Below are 17,395 nucleotides of genomic sequence, written 5' to 3'. Positions count from 1 at the left end.
CCGCGGTGTCCCGGGGCGGGTCCGGTCAGGTCGAGGCGCGGGCGACCACGGTCGCCGCGAGCACGTCGTGCACCTCGGGCTCCGCGGCCGGGTCCCGACCAGCCGGTCGACCAGCTCGGCGAGCTCCTCGCCCGACGGCAGGTCGATCCGACGGTGCTGAGCCGGGGCGCGCAGCAGCCGGCCCAGCATCAGGTCGTCGGCACCGATCACGGCGACGTCACCGGGGACGGTGGCGCCGGCGTCCTGGAGCGCGCGCGCATCAGCAGCATCGCGCACTCGTCGTTGTAGGCGAACACGGCGCCCAGGCCCGACTCCCTCACCTGCGCGGCGACCTGCGCCGCGCTCTCCTGCGTCGTACGCGAGCGGCAGCGGCACCACCTCCGCGCCGCTCTCCGCACGCCCGCAGAGCCGGGGCTCGGCGAACACGCCGAGGCCCGGCTCGCGCGGTACGACGACCCCGACGCGCCGGTGGCCGCGGGTCACGAGGTGCTCCCCGCGACACGGCCGACCTCGCGGTGGTCCATGAGCAGCGCGTGCGCGCCGTCGACCGGGGCGGGTCCCAGGGTGATGACGGCCCGGGCGCCGGACCGCTTGAGCAGCGCGATCCCGTCGCGGGGCCCATGCCGACCGGGGCGAGCACGGCGACGGGGCGCAGCTGCGGCCCAGGCGCGGGCCGCGTCGTCGCCGCCGAGGCCGACGCTGCCGTACTGCACGACCGTGTAGTCCAGGCGGCTGAGCGCCCATTGCAACGCGTTGAGGAAGCCGCTGTAGAGCGGGCCGACCGGGACCTCGGGGTCGGCATGAGGACGATGCGGGTGTGTCCGGCGCGCAGGCTGCGGGCGGCGGCGTGCGGGACGTAGCCGAGTTCTTGGCGGCGTCGTGGACGCGGCGCCGGGTGGGTTCGCTGATGCGGACGGCGCTGGTGTTGTTCAGGACGTAACGCTGACGGTGGCGCGCGAGACCCCGGCGAGGCGCGCGACGTCGGCACTGGTCGGCACGGCGCCCCGGGCGGGCTCGGCGGGCCGGGGCTTGGCGGGCTGCTGCTTCGGTATCTGCACCATGACGTACGGCATCCTTCCAGACCGGTCAGGGCGCCCTGCCCCGGGCGTGCCACGGTGGCCGCCGGCGGCTAACGATGCGTTCACCACAGGGGATTGGAGGTGTCCATGGCCACCAGAGACGCTGCCGGGAGCTCGGCGCCGCGGCGCGGGCCCTCGCCGAGGGACGGTGTCGTCGCGCGCGCTGGTCGAGCAGGCCCTCGACCGGATCGAGCGGACCCAGCCGGTGCTGAACGCGTTCCGCCGGGTGCGGGGCGAGGCGCGCTCGCCGAGGCGGACGCGGCGGACCGTGAGCTGGCGGCCGGGAAGCGGCTGCCGCTGCTCGGCGCGCCGGTGGCGGTCAGGACGACACGGACGTGGCCGGAGCCGACCGCGTTCGGCTGCGCCGGGAGTTCCCCGTGCGGAGCGAGGACGCGGAGGCGGTGCGCAGAGCGCTGCGGCCGCGGGAGCCAGCTGGTCGAAGATCTCGGCGAGACGAACACGTGCGAGCTGCAGTGGCCCGCGCCTCACCGAGGTCCCGCGTTCGGTGACACCCGCAATCCGTGGGCGCCCGCGCACACGCCGGGCGGCTCGTGCCGGTGGTTCGGCCGCGGCCGTCGCGGCGGGAGGCTCGTCCCGGCGGCGCTCGGCTCGGACGGGGCGGGCGCGCGTCGGATCCCGGCGGCACCGCACGCATCTGGTGGAGCATCCGAGCCGCAGCGGGGCCGGATCTCGGCGACGTGGCCGTGGGCGGAGGCGTTCCACGGGATCTACGGTGAACGGCACGCTCGCCCGCAGCGTCGAGGACGCGGCGCTGCTGCTCGACGCGAGCGAGCGGCAGCCGCGCGACCTGCGCGGCCGCCCGCCGATGCAGGCCGCGGAGAGCCGCGCGGCGCGACCCGGGCCGGCTGCGGATCGCCCTGTCGCTGCGCATGCCGTTCACGGCCACGCCGAAGCGGCTGAGCCCGCGCCGTGCGGGCGCGCGTCGTCGCACTCGCGCGGGCGGCTCGCGGCGCACCATGGCCACGACGTCGAGGAGGCCGATCCGCGCTACGAGGGCAGATCGGTGTCTCGCGTTCGTGCCGCGCGCGACGGCCGGGACCGCGGAGTGGGTGGAGCGGATACCCGATCGGCCCGGCTGGATCCGCGGACCCGGGAGGCGGCGGATGGGCCGGCTCGCTCGCCGGTGCGCCGCTGCGCCTCGCCAAGCGGTCGGAGGCGGACGCTGCACCGCCGGATCGGGCGCTCTTCGGCACGTACGACGTGGTGCTGGCCGACCACGGCCGCTCGCGCCGCGGATCGGGGACCTGGCGCGGCTGAGCGAAGCTGGCGCACGGACCGCAGCGCTGGTCGCCGCGTGTCCGGCTACGCCTGGCCGTGGAACGTGCTCGGCTGGCCGGGGGTGAACGTGCCGGCCGGTCTGGTCGGCGACGGTCTGCCGGTCGGCGCGCAACTCCTCGGGCCCGCCCACAGCGAGCCGCTGCTGATCTCGCTGGCGGCCCAACTGGAGGCGGACCAGCGCTGGTTCGAGCGCCGGCCGCCCTGTCTTCGGCTCAGGGCCTTCCGCCGACGAGCCGTCCGCGAGCCGCCGCCACACGGCGGGGTCCTCGAAGTTCAGCGCCCACGGCACCGTGTTCCGCACCCCGTACGTGCGCGGTGCGGGGAGGTGGGCGGCGGTGCCGCGGAGCGTCTGGTACCAGGCGGTGTGGCGGGTCTTCCCTGCCTCGTACGTGAAGTGCGGGGTCCGGGAGCCGGGGTCGAGGACGTAGGGCGCCCCGACCTGCGACGCGCGCAGCGCCTCGGCGTCCTTCCAGGTGACGTGGTGGGCGCGGTCCTTGCTGCCGACCACCCAGTCCCAGCGCCGTAGGCGGGCAGGCCCATCTCCAGCTTGGCGGGCGGGACTTGGGCGGTGGCGGTCGCCGGATCTCGTCGTACCACTGCGGGGTGGCGATCGGTCGGGTCGCCCTTCGGCGTGGTGCAGGTTGTAGGCCATGATGCGCATCCGGTCGGCGACGGCGCCCAGCGATGCGGTAGTCCCGAGACGCGGCCCGTGGTGCGCGTCCGGGGTGACGGTGACGAAGCACTGCTTGTCCAGGGCGCGTGCAGGCGGGCGCACAGGTCGGTGACGAAGGTGGCGTAACCGGCGCGTACGGCGCGGTACGCTTCAGGGGTAGGTGCGATGGTCTCGTAGTCGAGGTCGAGTCCGTCGTAGGCGCGGCTGCGGACGACGGCGAGCAGCGCCTCGATGTGTTCGGCGCGGCGTTCGGCGCTGGTCGGACGGCCGCGAGGGCGCCGGGCCGCAGCACTGTTCCATGACGGTCGGGACGACCTGGATGCCCTTCGCGTGCAGCCCGTCGACGATGCGGCGTTCGCCCGCGCCGGGCAGTGCGGTGACGCGGGTCGCGGACTTCGTCTCGTACCAGAAGGGGCTGATGGAGCGGAGCTGTTCGGCGTGCGCGAGAAGGGCGTCGCGGTAGGCGGCCTCCTGGTGGCCCAGTACGGCAGCCAGGCCGAGACGGTGCGCGGCGGTGGCGCCGCCGCGCGGCCGGGGATTGCGGCGGCGGTCGCGGTCGTCGCGGCGAGCAGAGCGAGCCAGGGCGGACAGAGCGCGCTTCGGGTTATTCGTCGTCGTGCCATGTGCCGAGCGTGGAGCGGGTCCGGCGCACCCGCCGCGCGGATGTGGGCCGTCCAGGCTCTAGCGTGACCCGCGTGACTGCGCTTTACGGATGACCACGCATACGACCACCCCGGCCGGACCGGCGCGACGGCGACGGTGGAGGCCGAGCCGCACCAGGTGGGCCGGGTGCGCACCGAGTACGCGCCCGCGCACGACGGCTGACGGCCGGACCCCGGCGAGATCGTCTGGACCTGGGTGCCCTTCGAGGACGAACGACGGGCGGGGCAAGGACCGGCCGGTTCTCGTCGTCGCCCGTGAGGCGGCCGGCACGCTGCTCGCCGTGCGGCTGTCAGCAAGCGGCACGACCGCGACCGCGAGTGGGTGGCGCTCGGCTCCGGCCCCTGGGACCGGGACGGCCGCGAGTCGTGGGTGGACCTGGACCGATGCTGCGCGTCCACGAGAACGGGATGCGCCGCGAGGCGTGCGCGCTGGACCGCGGCCGGTTCAACACCGTGGTGCTGCGGCTGCGGGAGCGCTACGGCTGGCGCTGAGCCGGACGGCTCACCGCCCTCGGCGCCGCCCGCTCACGCCCCGCCGACGACCCGCTCGAAGGCCGTGCGCGTGGCCGCGTCGCGGTGCGGTCCAGGACGGCGAAGACGACCTGGTCGAAGTGGCCGCGGAAACGGCCCAGGAGCAGGTGCGGAACGCCTCGGCGACATCGGCCGGGTCGTTGCGGAACACGCCGCAGCCCACGCGCGCCGAGGACCAGCCGCCGGTAACCCTCCGCGACGGCGACCTCCAGCACCCGCTCGGCGCGGGCCGCCAGGGCGGCGGTATCGCGTATGGACCCGCTCCGGGAGCGGTACTGCGCGCGATCACTCCCGCGTTCGGCGCGGGCGAGGTCAGGAAGCCCACCTCGTACGGCTCGTCGAGCAGGCGGCGCGGTCGTCCCGGACACCGGCACTCCCGGTGCGTGGATGACGCGGTCGCTGTAGAACTACGTCCCGGTCGGCGCGGTGGTGGGCGTAGAACTCCGGGACCTCGGTCAGGCACGCGTACAGCGCGGAGGAGCGGCAGACGGCCTCCTCCTGCGCCTGCGCGCCACGTTCAGGTACCCGCCGCCCGGGTTCCGTGCCGACGCGAAGTTCAGGACCGCGACCGGCCCCGGACCGCCGGCCGTCAGACGGCGCGCCGCGTCGAGGCCGCTCTCCCCGTGACCTCGACGGACGGGCCGCGGACGGCGCCGCGACGGCGGTAGCGGCGGCACCTCCACCGGGTCCGGCCAGTGCATCCGCGATGCCCGCCCTGGCCCGCGCCACCGCGTCGCCGATCGGACGGTGCGGCCGTTTCCAGCGCGTACTCCCCGTCTCGACGATCTTCTCCGTGCTCTGCGCGATCTCGCGCAGGCGGGCGCTCACGCCCGCTCCCCGTCGTGCTCATGAATTCATCGTGTGCGCCCGGTGACCGCGCGGCAACAGGTTTTCGCCCCGCCGAGCCCGGCCGAGAACGCCGGGGCGCTCTTGTGCGATCCGGCTCGACCGTCTTGGGTGGGACGGGCGTCGCGAGAGACGGCCCGACCGGGCCGAATCGACGCCAGGGTCACCAGGGACCATGGGAAGCGTGAGGACCAGGAGGATCGCGGTATGAGCGAGGGAGACTGTACGGCGCCCGGTGACCTGGTCACCGAGGCCGAGGTGGAGGCCTGGTACGGGCATCTGCTTCAAGACGGCCCGCCCGCACGGTGGGTCGTGGAGCTGGAGTGGATCGTTCACGAGCCGCGTCCGACTCCCTGGGCCCCGTTACCGCCCGAGCGACTCGACGCGGCCTATGTCGCACTGCGCGCCCTGCCCCTGAGCTCGGCGCTGACCAGTGGAACGGCGGACAGCTGGAGCTGAGTTCGCTCCCCGCCGCCACGCTGACGGAATGCGTCTCGGCCATGACGGCCGATCTGACCGCCGTGCGCACCGCGCTGCGCCGCGCGGGCTCGCCTCACCGGCTCACGGCACGCGTGGCGCGCGCGCCGTGCTGCGCGACCAGCCCCGCTACGACAGCCCATGGAAGCCTCGCTCGACCGCCGGGCCCGCCGGGCGCTCCATGATGCCGCGACGTCGGCGTCGGTGCAGGTGTGCCTGTGGACTGCGGGCGCGAGGAGCCGGCCCGCTCGGGCACGGCGGCGCTGGCGGCTCGCCATCTGCTGGGCGCGGTGCTGGTCGCGGCGTTCGCCAACTCACCGATGCTGGCGGCCGTCCGACCGGCTGGCGAGTCGGCGCGGCAGGTGCTGTGGGATGGCGGATCGGCTCGGGCGCTCGGGCGCACGCGCCGCGCGACGCGGAGCCGCGCGCGCGCCTGGGCGCTGCGGCACGTCCTGGTTTACGCGCTCGTGATGTGCGTGCGCAGCGCCGAGCGGCGTGGCACGGCGCCGGACGGGCTGACCTTCCGGAGTGGCTCGCGCGGGCGCGCCGCGGCCGCGCGCACCCGCTCCTGAGGACCTCGACTACCACCGCGGCCACGCTGTTCCCGCGCGGTGCGGCCGCGCCAGGAACCACCTCGAACTCCGCATGCTCGACGCCCAGCCCGGCGACGACGGGCTGGCATCAGAGTGCCGCTCGCCGTGACGACGGCGCTGCTCGACGGCCCGGAGGCCGCGGACGACGGCGCGTACCGGGCCGCTGGAGCCGCTCGCGCCGAGAACAGCCGGGCCGCGGCCCGCTGCCCGCGCCGCACGCGCGCTGTGGCGGGCGCGGCCACGGGCGGGCTCGCCGCGCCCGGAGCTGCGCGAGGCCGCGCCGGCCTGCTTCACGGCTGGCCCTCGACGCGCTGCAGGCTCAGGCGCGCCCCGACGTCCGGCGGCGCGCGCCGCGGACTTCACGCACCGCGTACGTCGCTGCGGGCCGCTGCCCCGCCGACGGCGCGCCGACCGCCGCTCCGACGCACGCGAACTCCGCCGTCAGCGGGAGGACCGTCCGCTCCGTGACCACCGAGGAGAACGTCACCACGGATCCGCGAGGCGCTCAGGCGCCAGGCGCGCCGACGAGGCTGGAGACGGCGCAGGCGCCGCACGACGCTGCTGACGAGCTGCGTCGACGAGGCCGAACTGCACCGCGCGGCACTCGCCGTTGATGTCGCCGCTGGTACGTGGGACCTGGCGCACATCGCGCAGCCAGGAGGAGCAGTGGCTGCTGCGGGCAGAGTCGCGGCCGGGAGGCGCTGCGGCCGGAGATCGACCCGCTGTACGACGCGTTCGAGCACCCGCGAACGCCGAGCGTCCGTCGACTGCCGCTGCTCGCGCCGGCCGAGAGCGCGGACGTACGCGGCCGAGGTCCGCGGCCGCGGCGCTCGACGTGCTGGAGCAGGACGCCGTTCGGTACGCGGACGCGGCGCTGCTGACCCGCTCGGGATTCGCCTTCGGATGGTCGCGCAGCACGAGCAGCGGCAGCGACGAGACGATGCTGATCACCCATCAGCTCAGGAAGGGGGCCGCGGCGCTCACCGCGCCGGACCCGGAGCCGCATGGACGGGCGCTTCGGGCCCGGCCGACGTCCTCGTCCCGGGCGGGCCGTTCACGATGGGCACGACGGCGGAGCCGTGGGCCCTGGACAACGAACGCCCAGCGCGCACGCCCGCCTGGTGCGCCGTTCCGCATCGACACGACGCCGGTGACGAACGCGGCGTACCTGGAGTTCATCGCGGACGGCGGCTACCGGACGGAGCGCTGAGTGGGCGCCGAGGGCTGGGCGATGGTCCGCGAACACGGCCTGGAGGCGCGCTGTTCTGGCGCGCGCGCAGGCGGAGCCAGTGGCTGCGCAGGCGCTTCGGGGTGACGGAGCCGGTGCCGCCGGACGAGCCGGTCCTGCACGTCAGCTGGTACGAGGCCGACGCCTACGCCCGCTGGGCGGGCGCCGGCACTGCCGACCGAGGCCGAGTGGGAGAAGGCGGCCCGCTTCGGCCCGCGTCGGGCCGCACGATGCGCTTCCCGTGGGGCGATGCCGACCCGACGCGCGCCGAGCCGGGCGAACCTGGAGCCAGCGGCATCTGCGCCCCGCCCCGGCCGGCAGCTACCCGATGGGCGAGTCCCCGCTCGGCGGCGCGGCAGTTGATCGGTGACGTGTGTGGGAGTGGACGGCCAGCGACTTCACTGCTACCCGGGCTTCGTGGCGTATCCCTACCGCGAGTACTCGGAGGTCTTCTTCGGGTCCGACCACAAGGTGCTGCGCGGCGGTTCGTTCGCGGTGGCGAGGTGGCCTGCCGGGCGCGTTCCGCAACTGGGACTGCGATCCGAAGCGGCGAGATCGTCGCCGGCTTCCGCACGGCGTGCGACGCCGCGCCGCAGAGGGTTCCTGATGTGCCGTCACCTGGCCTATCTGGGGCCTCCGGTGCCGCTCGGCGAGGTCGTCGACGCGCCGCCGCACAGCCTGTTCCGGCGGTCGTGGGAGCCACGGCGGCAGCGGCACGGCACGGTCAACGCCGACGGTTTCGGGGTGGGCTGGTACGCGGACGGGGACGGTCCCCGCCCGGTACCGCCGCGCCGTGCCCATCTGGGGCGACCAGGCGTACGCGGACCTGGCCCGGGTCGTCCGCTCGGGCGCGCTGCTCGCGGCGGTCCGGGACGCGACGCTCGCGGGCGCCGACGGGGAGGCCGCGGCGGCGCCGTACGCGTCCGGGCCCTGGCTGTTCAGCCACAACGGGGCGGTGCCGGGCTGGCCGCGCTCCCTGACGCCGCTGGCGCACACGCTGCCCGCGGCCGACCTCTCGCCATGGAGGCGCGCTGCGACGCCGCAGTTCCTGTGGGCGCTCGTCCTGCACCGGCTGCGCGCGGGCGACGACGAGGCGCAGGCGCTGGCCGACACGGTCGTGGAGGTCGCCGAGGCGGCGCCGGGCGCGCGCCTCAACTTCCTCCTCACCAACGGCGAGACGATCACCGCGACCGCCTGGGGCGACACCTCTGGTACCTCGCCGAGCTCCGGCCGCCGCACCCAGTCGTCGCCTCCGAGCCGTACGACGACGATCCGTACTGGACCGAGGTGCCCGACCGCACGCTGCTCGCGGCCAGCCGCACCGACGTCCTGCTGACCCCGCTCAAGGAGCCGTCCGCGTGAGCACGAACCTCCCTTTTCAGCTGACCCGCACCCTGCCCGAGGACGCGACGGACGCCGCGCTGCGGTTCGACGTCCTGCACGGGCTGAACCGCACGCCCAAGACGCTGCCGCCGAAGTGAAAGTTCTACGACGCGCGCGGCAGTGAACTCTTCGACGAGATCACGACGCTGGCGGAGTACTACCCGACGCGGGCCGAGCGAGATCCTCGTCGCGCGCGCCCCGGAGATCGCCGCGGCGACCGGGGCCCGCACCCTGGTCGAGCTCGGCTCGGGCTCGTCCGACAAGACCCGCCACCTGCTGGAGTCCTTCACGGACCTGGCGGCGTACGTCCCGGTGGACGTGAGCGAGAGCGCGCTGCGGGCGCGGCCAGGACCCTGCGGGCCGAGCATCCGGGGCTCGCCGTGCACGCGCTGGTCGCCGACTTCACCCGCGGCCTCGACCTGCCCGCGACGCCCGGGCCGCGGCTGGTGGCGTTCTCGGCGGCACGATCGGCAATCTGCTGCCGGACGAGCGCACCGCGTTCCTGAAGGCCGTGCGGGAGCTGCTGTCCCCCGGCGACTTCCTCCTGCTCGGCACCGACCTGGTGAAGGACGAGTCGACGCTGGTCGCGGCGTACGACGACGCGGCGGGCGTCACCGCCGCGTTCAACAAGAACGTGCTGTCGGTGATGAACCGGGAGCTGGGCGCCGACTTCGACCCCGGCGCGTTCGAGCACGTCGCGCCGTGGATCCGCGGGAGGAGTGGATCGAGATGCGGCTGCGTTCCGCGGTGCCGCAGACGGTGAAGATCCCGGCGCTGGATCTCGCGGTCGACTTCGAGGCGGGCGAGGACATGCGCACCGAGGTGTCGGCGAAGTTCCGCCGGGAGCGGGTGCGGGAGAACTCGGCACGGCCGGTCTCGAGCTGACCCGGTGGTGGACGGACGAGGCGGGCAGGTTCGCCCTGTCGCTGAGCACGCCCACCACCGCATAGCCGGACAGCCGACAGCCGCCCGGTCGGCCGGGCCGCCGGGTGTCACTCTCCGCTCTCGTCCAGCCGCTCGGTGATCGTGCGGGACGCCTTCTTCGCCGCGGTGGCCGGGTCCGCGCCGGACAGGACCTGGGACATGTACGCCTTGATGGGGTTGTCGGCGGCCTCACCGTCGCCCAGCCAGGGGCGAGGCGCTCGCCTTGCCGTGGGCGGCGCCGACGGCCATCGCGGCGACGCCCGGCTCGCCGGCCACGGCGCTCGCGAGGGTCGTCTTGCTCGGCACGTAGTTCATGGTCCTGGCCAGCTCGGTGTTCCACTTCTCGCCGGCCAGGGCCTGACCACGGCGACGGCGCTCGCCCGGTCGCCGGTGTTCGCGGGGATGACGAGGTCGGAGCCGCCGGTGAAGACCGATCCGGCGCGGTGGGCGGTCTTGCCCGGGATGGGGAAGAACCCCAGCTTCCCTTGAGCGCGGGGTTCTTCTGGACGATCCGCTGCGCTGTGCCCGGCGTCGAGATGATCTGGCCGATGTCCCCGCGGGCGAACTGGTCGGCCTGCGAGGGGTGTTCCTCGTCGGCGTTCCGCGGCCCCTGCCCGAGCGCCTGGAGGCGGCGGTAGAAGTCCATGCCGCGCAGCGCCTCGGGGTGTCGAGGGCGCCGGTCCAGGTGCCCGCCGACTCGTGCGCCAGCTCGCCGCCCTCGTCCCAGATGAATCCGGACAGGGTGTACCAGTCCTGTCCGGCGAGGTAGATGCCCTGCCGGCCGTCGGAGTCGAGGCTTCGGGTCAGGTCGAGCCACTCGTCGCGGGTGGTGGGCGGGTTCTTGATGCCCGCCGCGGCGAAGAGGTCCTTGTTGTAGATGACCACGCGGTTGGCGGCGTACCAGGGGATGCCGAACTGGCGGCCGTGGTCGACGCCGGGCTCGGCGAGTCCGGGCAGCCAGTCCTCCATGCCGAGGTCCCGCGCGCGGACTCCAGGGACAGGTCGAGCAGTCCGCCCCCGTCGACGTACTGCGGGACCTGGGTGTTGCCGACCTCGATGACGTCAGGGCCGCCGTCGCCGCCGTCCTTGGCGTCGAGGGCCCTGGTGACCTTCTCGCGATCCCGGTCCAGTCCTGATGCGGAGGTCGAGGGTGACGTCGGTGTGCTCGGCCTCGTACGCCTTCGTGAAGCGCTTCAGGAAGGCGTCGGACGCGCTGTCCCTGCATCAGCCACGCGGTGACCGTGCGACGGCCCGGTTCATCGCGGCAGGGCGCCGCACGCCGTGAGGAGCGTGCCGACACGACGGCTGAGGAACAGAGGGACAGCACGGCACGGCGGGAGCTCACGGGGTCGACTTTCTGCCTGCGGACAGGGAGGGTCGGCCCGACGTGGGGAAGAGCGCGCTGCTCGTACCGGGTGTTGCTGGATTTTGGTACAGATACCAATGCGCGGGTCAGAGTTACCGGGAAGTAAGTCCCGCCCCACGGGTCACCGCCCCTCGCGGATCCGTCGCCCTGCGGCACCGTGAAGCATGTCGAACCACACGTATCGCGTCACCGAGATCGTCGGCACCTCGCACGAGGAGCGTCGACCAGGCGATCCGCAACGGCATCGCGCGCGCCTCGCAGACCCTGCGCAACCTCGACTGGTTCGAGGTCACCCAGGTCCGGCCAGATCGTCGACGGGGAGGTCGAGCACTACCAGGTGGGCCTGAAGGTCGGCTTCCGCCTCGACGAGGGCGACTCGACCGCCCGGAGGCCCAGGGATCCCGAGGCCCCGGGAAGTCCCGGCGGTCCCGATCCCTCAGGTCCGGCCGTCGCGTTCCTGCGCGTCCTTCAGCGCCGTCGACGTGCTCGCCCAGCGGGCCCGTACGACGCGGAACCCGGCGCGCTCCGCCTCGTCGCAGACGAGTTCGTCGTCGTCGACGAGCATGCGCAGCTCACGGCCGCGCGTGATCCGGCGCAGCACGTCGAGCTCGTGCGCCGGGCGGGCCTGCGGTCGTCGTTGCGCCGCATGTGCAGCCGTCCCTCGGGCAGCTCCTGCGCGGCATGAGCCAGGCCACGTGTCCGTGCAGGCACCGCTCGGCCGCCCGGTCAGTGCACGACCTCGCACTCCCCGGCGCTGCCGCGGGCGAGCGCGATGCTCTCGGCATGAGCGGCGGATCGCCCGGCGCGGCGGCGAGAGAAGGCGTCCCAGACCCGGCCGCGCCTCCAGGAAGTGCCGGCGGTGCGCGGTTTCGGCGAGGGTCTGTCGAGTGGCCTTCGAAGACGGCGTATGAGTGAAGCCCGTCGCAGAGCCACGCGGCCTCACCTTAAGGAGATCTCCCGGCCGGGCGCGAAGGGTGCGCGGGCCCCGGGAATCCCGGCGGAGCGCTTCCGCGTTGGCCCACAGCGTGACCACCGTGATCGAGGCAGACCCGCTTCTCCGACCCGGGACCGCTCCCGCACCCGCGAGATCCCACCGGCCTCCGAGGCTCCTGCGGGACACCGTCGCGTCGCTCGCCCAGCAGACCTGGAGCGCCTCGGGTACCACCGGGTGTGGGTCTGCGAGCTACCACGGTGTGCCGGGCGTCGCCGGGTCCGCGCGACCGCTCGCGGCGGCCGTCGCCGTCGCGCGACCGGAGCATCCGCGGCCGGCACCGGCGGCGTGATGCTGCCCAACCACCGAACCCCTGGTCGTGGCCGAGAGCAGTTCGGGGTCCTGAGTCGCTGCTCCCGCGGATCGACATGGGTCTCGGCCGCTCGGCTCGGCTTCACGGACGGCGTCCGCAGGGCGCTGGGCCGGGACAGGACGTGGCCGACGACTTCGCCGGCCAGCTCGACTGGGAACTGCTGGCGTACTTCACGGGCTCCGACGGCGCGTCGCCGACGCGCGTCCACGCCCGCCCCACCGAGGGCCCGACCGTGGCGCCGTTCAGCCTGCTCGCGACGGGCGAGGGCGCCTCGATCGCCGCCCGTGCGGGCCTGCCGACGGTCATCGGTCAGACTCTCCGCGGCCGGGAGAGGATGCTGCGCGGCATCGACCGGTACCGCGCCGAGTTCCGCCCGTCCGCGTGGGCCGCCGAGCCGGCGTACGTGATGATCTCCGGGACCGTCGCGGTCGCCGGCAGCGAACCGGAGGCGCGCCGTCTCCTCGTCCCCGAGGCCTGGTCGATGGCGCACTCCCGCACGCACGGCATCGTTCCCGCCGCTGCCGCCGACCGAGCGCGTCGCGGGCGCTGGACATGACGTTTTCGCGAGAGGAGCGCGAACTCTACGAGTCCGGTCTGCGCGGTCACATCGTCGGCGCAGAGCAGCAGAGTCGCGGACGAGCTGGAGACCGTGATCAGGAGAGCGGCGCCCGGAGGTGCTGGTCACGACCGGTACGTACGACCGCGCAGGGCCTCCTGGAGTCGTTCGGCGGCTGGCCGGATCGCGCGGCTGACCCCGGCTGACGCTCAGGCCACCTTCAGCGCCCGCAGCAGCATCGGCAGCGAGGCGTGCAACTCCCGCTGCCAGTAGGCCCATCCGTGCGTCCGGGCGTAGAGTTCGTGGTGACGTGCCGGGCACCGACCGGTCCAGCTCGGCGGCGAGCGCCTGGTTCTGCCGGTTGAAGTCCGCTTCGAGGGCGCTGGTGACGCACCCGGCGCGTCGAGCGGCGGTGGTGCCGTCGCCGCACGAGAGAGGTACACGGGCGGCGGCTTGAGCCGCTTCGCCAGGTGGTACGGGTCGTGCGCCGCCAGATGTCGCGCTGCGCGACGGGGTCGCCCCGGACGCGCCGCGGGTCGTCGCCCTGCCCGCGAAGAAGCCCATGATGCGGTTCACCGGCTCGTCGTTCAGGAGCGGGTGCACGGAGCGGAGTACGCGGCGGTCGCCCGGAACATGCCCGGGTGCCGGGCCGCGTACAGGAGCGCGCCCTGGCCGCCCATGGACGGTCCGGCCACGACGCGGCGGCTGCCCGCGCCCCAGTCGCTCTCCAGGAGGCGGCGCAACTCCTGGAGTGTGGAAGGTCTCCCAGAGCCGGGTCGCCGCCCGCGCCGTTGTTCCACCGGTCGCTGTACCAGCGTTCCAGCCCGCCTCCGGCATGACCACGAGGACGTCGCGCGGCTCTCGATGCCGGCGACGTCGGTGCGGCTCGTCCACGAGGTGTAGTCGCCGCAGCAGCCGATGCAGCAGCGGCAGCCACAGCGTCGGCCAGTGCCGGCCGCGGTCCTCCGGTCCCAGCGGCGTCGGGCGTGAGCAGCCGGACGTGCACGGTCCGGCCGCCGAGCGCCGCCGACCGCACAGCCCAGGTCGACCTGACGGTCGGTCACCTGCGTCACGGAGACGACCTCGGCGCCCGGCTTCGCGACCGGGGCGGCGAGCGCCGCCGGGGCGGGCGCCAGGGTGACCAGCAGTGCGGCGAGGACGAGCAGCAGGGATCTGACGCGGCGGACGGTGGCGACGGTCATGGCGGCTCCCGTGGTGCGGCGATCGGACGACGGACGACGGACGAGGCTGGAGCTCGGCGGGGAGTGGGGTCAGGGCAGGACCAACAGGGCGTCTCCGACGGGGCGTTCACCGGCCGCGTCCGACGGGTCGTTGATCACCTGCCCGTCGGCGACCATGGTGGTGGAGCCGCCGCCGTCCAGGTTGATGGCGTCCCGCAGGCCCAGCGCCCTGGCGACCGCGGCGCTCTCCGGGATGCTGAGCCCGAGCGCGTTCGTGGCGCGGCCGTCGGCGGTGACGAGCACGGTGCGTCCGGCGGCGTCCACCCCGGCGACGGTGCGCGGGTTCCGCTTGTGGACCCAGCCGTAGTAGAAGCTCGGGTTGTCCCGCTGGACCATCCCGTCGGCGGCCGGGGTGACGTGCAGGCGTCCGTCGCGGACGAGTTCGGGGCCGCCGTTGACGATGTCGGTGCCGGGCGAAGTGGTGACCCGGCGCCCCTTCGCGTCGGTCAACCCGCCCTGGACGCGCAGCGGTTGACCGACCCGGGCGAGACCCTTCAACTGGTCGGCGTACGTCCCGGTCGCCTGGACGGAACGGCCGCCCGCCGGCAGCGGCCCGCCGCGCGGCGTGCGCACCTCGGTGACCCGGCCGCGGCTGTCCAGGACGGCCTCGGCGCCGTCGCCCGCCGGTGTCGAGGCGCCGAACTCCGGTGTGAAGGCGACGAGTTCGTCGGGGTCGGTGCAGGTCGTGTCGTGCAGCGGGGCCGCAGTCGGGCTGTCGTCGGCGGTGCCTCCGCAGTTCCGGATCAGGCCGGGCACGCGGTTGATGCCGTCCAGCGGCAGTGACGCGTTCCGGGCGGTGACCCGGCCCCGCCAGGTGAACCGGGTGACCTCGCTGCGCCGCCCTGAGTCGTGGACCACCAGGGCGGGGCGGCCGTTCACGGGTTCGCTCAGCAGCCGTCCGTCGTAGACGCCGGTGCCGGCCGGGTCGCCGGGGGCGCCAGCGCGCGGGTCGAGCACGAAGAACCCCGCGTTGACCGCCGCGGTGGCACCCGCCGCGCCCGCGAGCGCGCTGGTCGTCTCGCGGTTCTCCAGGTCGGGTCCGTACGAGGCGGTGAGCGTGCCGCGGAACCGCTTCGGGTCGATGGTGAGCACGTCGATCCGCCAGGGGCCGCGGTCCGTGGCGTCGCCGTCCCATCCGGTGTAGACGGCGGATCCGGTGTATCCGGCCGTCCGCAGCCGGGTGCGTTCGGCGGTCGCGGCGGCCTCCGAGCCGAAGCTGCCGACGCGGACCCGCCAGCCGAGCGTGCCGCCCGGGTCGTCGGCGGTCGCGGCGGTGGTGACCTCCTCGGACCGTGCGGCGAAGCCGTCGCCCGTCAGCTCGTCGACCAGTTCCGCCGCGCTCACCCGGTCCTTGAGGGCCGTCGGCGGGGCGTCCGGGTCCGGGGAGCCGGTCCCGCCGGGGATGGAGACCTCCACGGTCCAGGCCATCGCGGGGGCGTCGGCGCCGCGCACGATGCGGGTGAGGGTGACGCCGGGCTGCAGCGTGCGCGTCGTCCGCGTCTCGGTCAGGTCGGCGGCCCCCAGGGGAAGGCCGTGCCGCTCCGCCGACGACGCCGGTGCCGGCACCGCACTCACCAGGGCGAGAACGGACAGCACCGCTCCCGCGCCGAACAGTCTGCTGTTCACTTGCCCCCCACTGGACGGAATCGGCCCCAGCAACGGTGCGCGGGGGCCCGACCGCCCGTCAAGGCATGTGCACATCATTCACTCGGCGGCCACGCACCGGAAACCGCGCCCCGGGCCGCCGCCGGTCAGCCCGGTCAAGCCCCGGTCAGCCCGGTCAAGCCCCCGTCAGCCCGGTCGAGCCCCGGTCAGCCTTCGGCCCCGCCGAGCCACGCGCCGACGCCGGTCAGCGCGCCGGGCCCGTTGTCCCGCTCCACCGAGTCCCGAAGGTCCGCGATGGTGACGCCCGCGAGCGAGGCCCGCCAGGCGGCGTCGGCGGCGCCCATCACCCGGGCGATGCCGCAGGGCTTCCCGCACTTCTCGGGCGGGGTCGCGAGCGGGCCGCGCTGCCGGATCTCGGTGCACACGAACGCGGGCGTCGCCCCGTCGACCGCCTGCACCACGTCGAGGACCGATATCTCGGCGGCCTCCCTGGTCAGCACGTACCCGCCCGTCTTGCCCTGGACGGAGCGGACGAGACCGGCCCGGGACAGCGCCTGCAGCTGCTTGGCCAGATAGCTGGGCGAGACGTCGTGCAGCTGCGCCAGCCGGGCGGCCGGGACCGGCTCGGTCGCCGCCGTGAGCACCACGCAGCAGTGCAGCGCCCACTCCACGCCACCGGACAGTTTCATGCGCCCTCCCGTTCGCCCTCCCGTTTGACTCGGACACAGACTATCCGAGTATGATCTCGGACATCAGATATCCGAGTTTGCGACCGGGGCGACCGGACGGCACTCGGCCCCCACGAAAGGACACGGCCATGAGGTTCACCGTCATCGGCGGCACCGGCCTGATCGGCTCCCAGCTCGTCGACACCCTGCGCGCGGGGGGCCACGACGTGCTCCCCGTCTCCCTGTCGACCGGCGTCGACCTGCTCACCGGCGAGGGCCTCGACGGGGCGCTGGAGGGCACGGACACGGTCGTCAACGTGACGAACTCGCCGACCTTCGACCAGGACTCCCCCGCGTTCTTCCGCACCACCATGGGGAACCTGCTGGCGGCCGGCGACCGGGCGGGCGTGCGCCACCAGGTGATCCTGTCCATCGTCGGCGTCGACCAGGTGCCGCAGCTGGACTACTACCGGGCCAAGACACTCCAGGAGGAGCTGCTGCGCCAGGGGCCCACCCCGTACTCGATCGTGCGCGCCACCCAGTTCTTCGAGTTCATGGAACCGACCATGTCCTGGACGTCCGACGAGCGGACCGTCCGGCTGCCCGCCACCCGGATCCAGCCGATCGCCACCGCCGACGTGGTCGCGGCGCTCGCCGACGTGGCGACCGCCGCGCCGCTCGACGGCATCCTCGACGTGGCGGGCCCCGACGTCTTCACACTCGACGAGCTGGGCCGCCGCACGCTCGCCGCCCGGAAGGACGACCGCACCGTCGTCACCGACCCCTCGGCGGGCCTGTTCGCGGCCGTCACCGGCGACGAGCTCATCGCGGGCCCCGGCGCGCGCCTGACCCCCACCCACTACGCCGACTGGCTCGCCACCCCGCGCTGAGCGCGGCCCGGGGGCCTGGAATCATGGGGTTTGTCCCGGGCGCCGGGACGCCGACCGCCGTACCACCAGG

12 protein-coding genes and 10 pseudogenes are annotated in these 17,395 nt (G+C 74.5%); 13 read left to right on the top strand and 9 right to left on the bottom strand.

What is annotated here, in order from left to right:
- Positions 1–25 precede the first annotated feature (25 nt).
- Positions 26–1,061: pseudogene (locus RBJ77_RS57510) on the bottom strand (LacI family DNA-binding transcriptional regulator).
- Between the two features lie 105 nt (positions 1,062–1,166).
- Here RBJ77_RS57510 and RBJ77_RS57505 point away from each other — a divergent pair.
- From RBJ77_RS57505 to RBJ77_RS57490, 4 genes and pseudogenes are all read left to right on the top strand, one after another.
- Positions 1,167–2,000, top strand: coding sequence for an amidase family protein (locus RBJ77_RS57505; RefSeq protein WP_372352247.1), 834 nt, complete (start codon positions 1,167–1,169; stop codon positions 1,998–2,000).
- 394 nt (positions 2,001–2,394) lie between these two features.
- Entirely contained in the window at positions 2,395–2,904 is a 510-nt protein-coding gene (locus RBJ77_RS57500; RefSeq protein WP_372352246.1) for a hypothetical protein, read from the top strand.
- A 477-nt stretch (positions 2,905–3,381) separates the two neighbouring features.
- Positions 3,382–3,741, top strand: a complete 360-nt coding sequence (locus RBJ77_RS57495) for a hypothetical protein (RefSeq protein ID WP_372352245.1) — start codon at positions 3,382–3,384, stop codon at positions 3,739–3,741.
- Between the two features lie 9 nt (positions 3,742–3,750).
- Positions 3,751–4,205: pseudogene (locus RBJ77_RS57490) on the top strand (type II toxin-antitoxin system PemK/MazF family toxin).
- 351 nt (positions 4,206–4,556) lie between these two features.
- Here RBJ77_RS57490 and RBJ77_RS57485 read toward each other — a convergent pair.
- Positions 4,557–4,715: a hypothetical protein gene (locus tag RBJ77_RS57485; protein ID WP_372352281.1), complete on the bottom strand. Its 159-nt coding sequence runs from the start codon at positions 4,713–4,715 to the stop codon at positions 4,557–4,559.
- The gene (locus tag RBJ77_RS57480; protein WP_372352280.1) at positions 4,700–4,945 is read right to left on the bottom strand and encodes a poly(ADP-ribose) glycohydrolase domain-containing protein; all 246 of its coding nucleotides are present in this window, start codon (positions 4,943–4,945) and stop codon (positions 4,700–4,702) included. Before RBJ77_RS57480 ends, RBJ77_RS57485 begins: the two co-directional genes overlap by 16 nt.
- A 352-nt stretch (positions 4,946–5,297) precedes the next feature.
- On the opposite strand from RBJ77_RS57480, the gene RBJ77_RS57475 reads away from it, so the two are divergent.
- The 3 genes from RBJ77_RS57475 to RBJ77_RS57465 are packed head-to-tail and all read left to right on the top strand — an operon-like array spanning position 5,298 to position 6,139.
- The gene (locus RBJ77_RS57475; protein ID WP_372352285.1) at positions 5,298–5,549 is read left to right on the top strand and encodes a hypothetical protein; all 252 of its coding nucleotides are present in this window, start codon (positions 5,298–5,300) and stop codon (positions 5,547–5,549) included.
- A complete protein-coding gene (locus RBJ77_RS57470; protein ID WP_372352279.1) occupies positions 5,444–5,752 on the top strand; it encodes a glutamate-cysteine ligase family protein in 309 nt (102 codons plus the stop codon). Before RBJ77_RS57475 ends, RBJ77_RS57470 begins: the two co-directional genes overlap by 106 nt.
- 33 nt (positions 5,753–5,785) lie before the next feature.
- On the top strand, positions 5,786–6,139 hold the full coding sequence (locus RBJ77_RS57465) for a hypothetical protein (RefSeq protein ID WP_372352244.1): 354 nt from the start codon (positions 5,786–5,788) through the stop codon (positions 6,137–6,139).
- A 340-nt stretch (positions 6,140–6,479) separates the two neighbouring features.
- Here RBJ77_RS57465 and RBJ77_RS57460 read toward each other — a convergent pair whose 3' ends face one another.
- The gene (locus RBJ77_RS57460) at positions 6,480–6,647 is read right to left on the bottom strand and encodes a hypothetical protein (protein WP_372352243.1); all 168 of its coding nucleotides are present in this window, start codon (positions 6,645–6,647) and stop codon (positions 6,480–6,482) included.
- Positions 6,648–6,652: 5 nt separating this feature from the next.
- On the opposite strand from RBJ77_RS57460, the pseudogene RBJ77_RS57455 reads away from it, so the two are divergent.
- From RBJ77_RS57455 to egtD, 3 pseudogenes are all read left to right on the top strand, one after another.
- Positions 6,653–7,975, top strand: a pseudogene (locus tag RBJ77_RS57455) (SUMF1/EgtB/PvdO family nonheme iron enzyme); the annotation flags it as partial.
- A 19-nt stretch (positions 7,976–7,994) separates the two neighbouring features.
- Positions 7,995–8,750, top strand: a pseudogene (egtC, locus tag RBJ77_RS57450) (ergothioneine biosynthesis protein EgtC).
- Positions 8,747–9,721 (top strand): annotated as a pseudogene (gene egtD, locus RBJ77_RS57445) (L-histidine N(alpha)-methyltransferase). Before egtC ends, egtD begins: the two co-directional pseudogenes overlap by 4 nt.
- Before the next feature lie 42 nt (positions 9,722–9,763).
- On the opposite strand, the pseudogene RBJ77_RS57440 reads toward egtD, so the two are convergent.
- Positions 9,764–11,011, bottom strand: a pseudogene (locus RBJ77_RS57440) (extracellular solute-binding protein).
- Positions 11,012–11,225: 214 nt separating this feature from the next.
- Between RBJ77_RS57440 and RBJ77_RS57435 the strand changes: the two are divergent.
- Positions 11,226–11,437, top strand: a pseudogene (locus tag RBJ77_RS57435) (dodecin); the annotation flags it as partial.
- Positions 11,438–11,497: 60 nt separating this feature from the next.
- Here RBJ77_RS57435 and RBJ77_RS57430 read toward each other — a convergent pair.
- Positions 11,498–11,908, bottom strand: a pseudogene (locus RBJ77_RS57430) (hypothetical protein).
- 240 nt (positions 11,909–12,148) lie between these two features.
- Between RBJ77_RS57430 and RBJ77_RS57425 the strand changes: the two are divergent.
- Positions 12,149–13,117 (top strand): annotated as a pseudogene (locus tag RBJ77_RS57425) (MsnO8 family LLM class oxidoreductase).
- 13 nt (positions 13,118–13,130) lie between these two features.
- Here RBJ77_RS57425 and RBJ77_RS57420 read toward each other — a convergent pair.
- The 3 genes and pseudogenes from RBJ77_RS57420 to RBJ77_RS57410 form a co-directional block, all read right to left on the bottom strand.
- Positions 13,131–14,123 (bottom strand): annotated as a pseudogene (locus RBJ77_RS57420) (alpha/beta hydrolase).
- A 69-nt stretch (positions 14,124–14,192) separates the two neighbouring features.
- On the bottom strand, positions 14,193–15,788 hold the full coding sequence (locus RBJ77_RS57415) for a phosphodiester glycosidase family protein (protein WP_372352242.1): 1,596 nt from the start codon (positions 15,786–15,788) through the stop codon (positions 14,193–14,195).
- A gap of 185 nt (positions 15,789–15,973) precedes the next feature.
- Positions 15,974–16,456 (bottom strand): Rrf2 family transcriptional regulator, encoded by a 483-nt coding sequence (locus RBJ77_RS57410; RefSeq protein WP_372352241.1) that lies wholly within the window; start codon positions 16,454–16,456, stop codon positions 15,974–15,976.
- Positions 16,457–16,584: 128 nt separating this feature from the next.
- Here RBJ77_RS57410 and RBJ77_RS57405 point away from each other — a divergent pair, with 128 nt between their 5' ends.
- Positions 16,585–17,325 (top strand): SDR family oxidoreductase, encoded by a 741-nt coding sequence (locus RBJ77_RS57405; protein ID WP_372352240.1) that lies wholly within the window; start codon positions 16,585–16,587, stop codon positions 17,323–17,325.
- Positions 17,326–17,395 lie beyond the last annotated feature (70 nt).

The organism is Streptomyces sp. KL116D (assembly GCF_030766975.1).
GTDB lineage: Bacteria > Actinomycetota > Actinomycetes > Streptomycetales > Streptomycetaceae > Streptomyces > Streptomyces longispororuber_A.
This window is presented reverse-complemented; position numbering and strand designations above follow the sequence as displayed.

Bases quoted from the DNA above. Each gene is read 5' to 3' on its own strand.
- RBJ77_RS57480 (WP_372352280.1), bottom strand. From the start codon at position 4,945: ATGCACTGGCCGGACCCGGTGGAGGTGCCGCCGCTACCGCCGTCGCGG.
- RBJ77_RS57475 (WP_372352285.1), top strand. From the start codon at position 5,298: ATGAGCGAGGGAGACTGTACGGCGCCCGGTGACCTGGTCACCGAGGCC.
- RBJ77_RS57410 (WP_372352241.1), bottom strand. From the start codon at position 16,456: ATGAAACTGTCCGGTGGCGTGGAGTGGGCGCTGCACTGCTGCGTGGTG.
- RBJ77_RS57505 (WP_372352247.1), top strand. From the start codon at position 1,167: ATGGCCACCAGAGACGCTGCCGGGAGCTCGGCGCCGCGGCGCGGGCCC.
- RBJ77_RS57405 (WP_372352240.1), top strand. From the start codon at position 16,585: ATGAGGTTCACCGTCATCGGCGGCACCGGCCTGATCGGCTCCCAGCTC.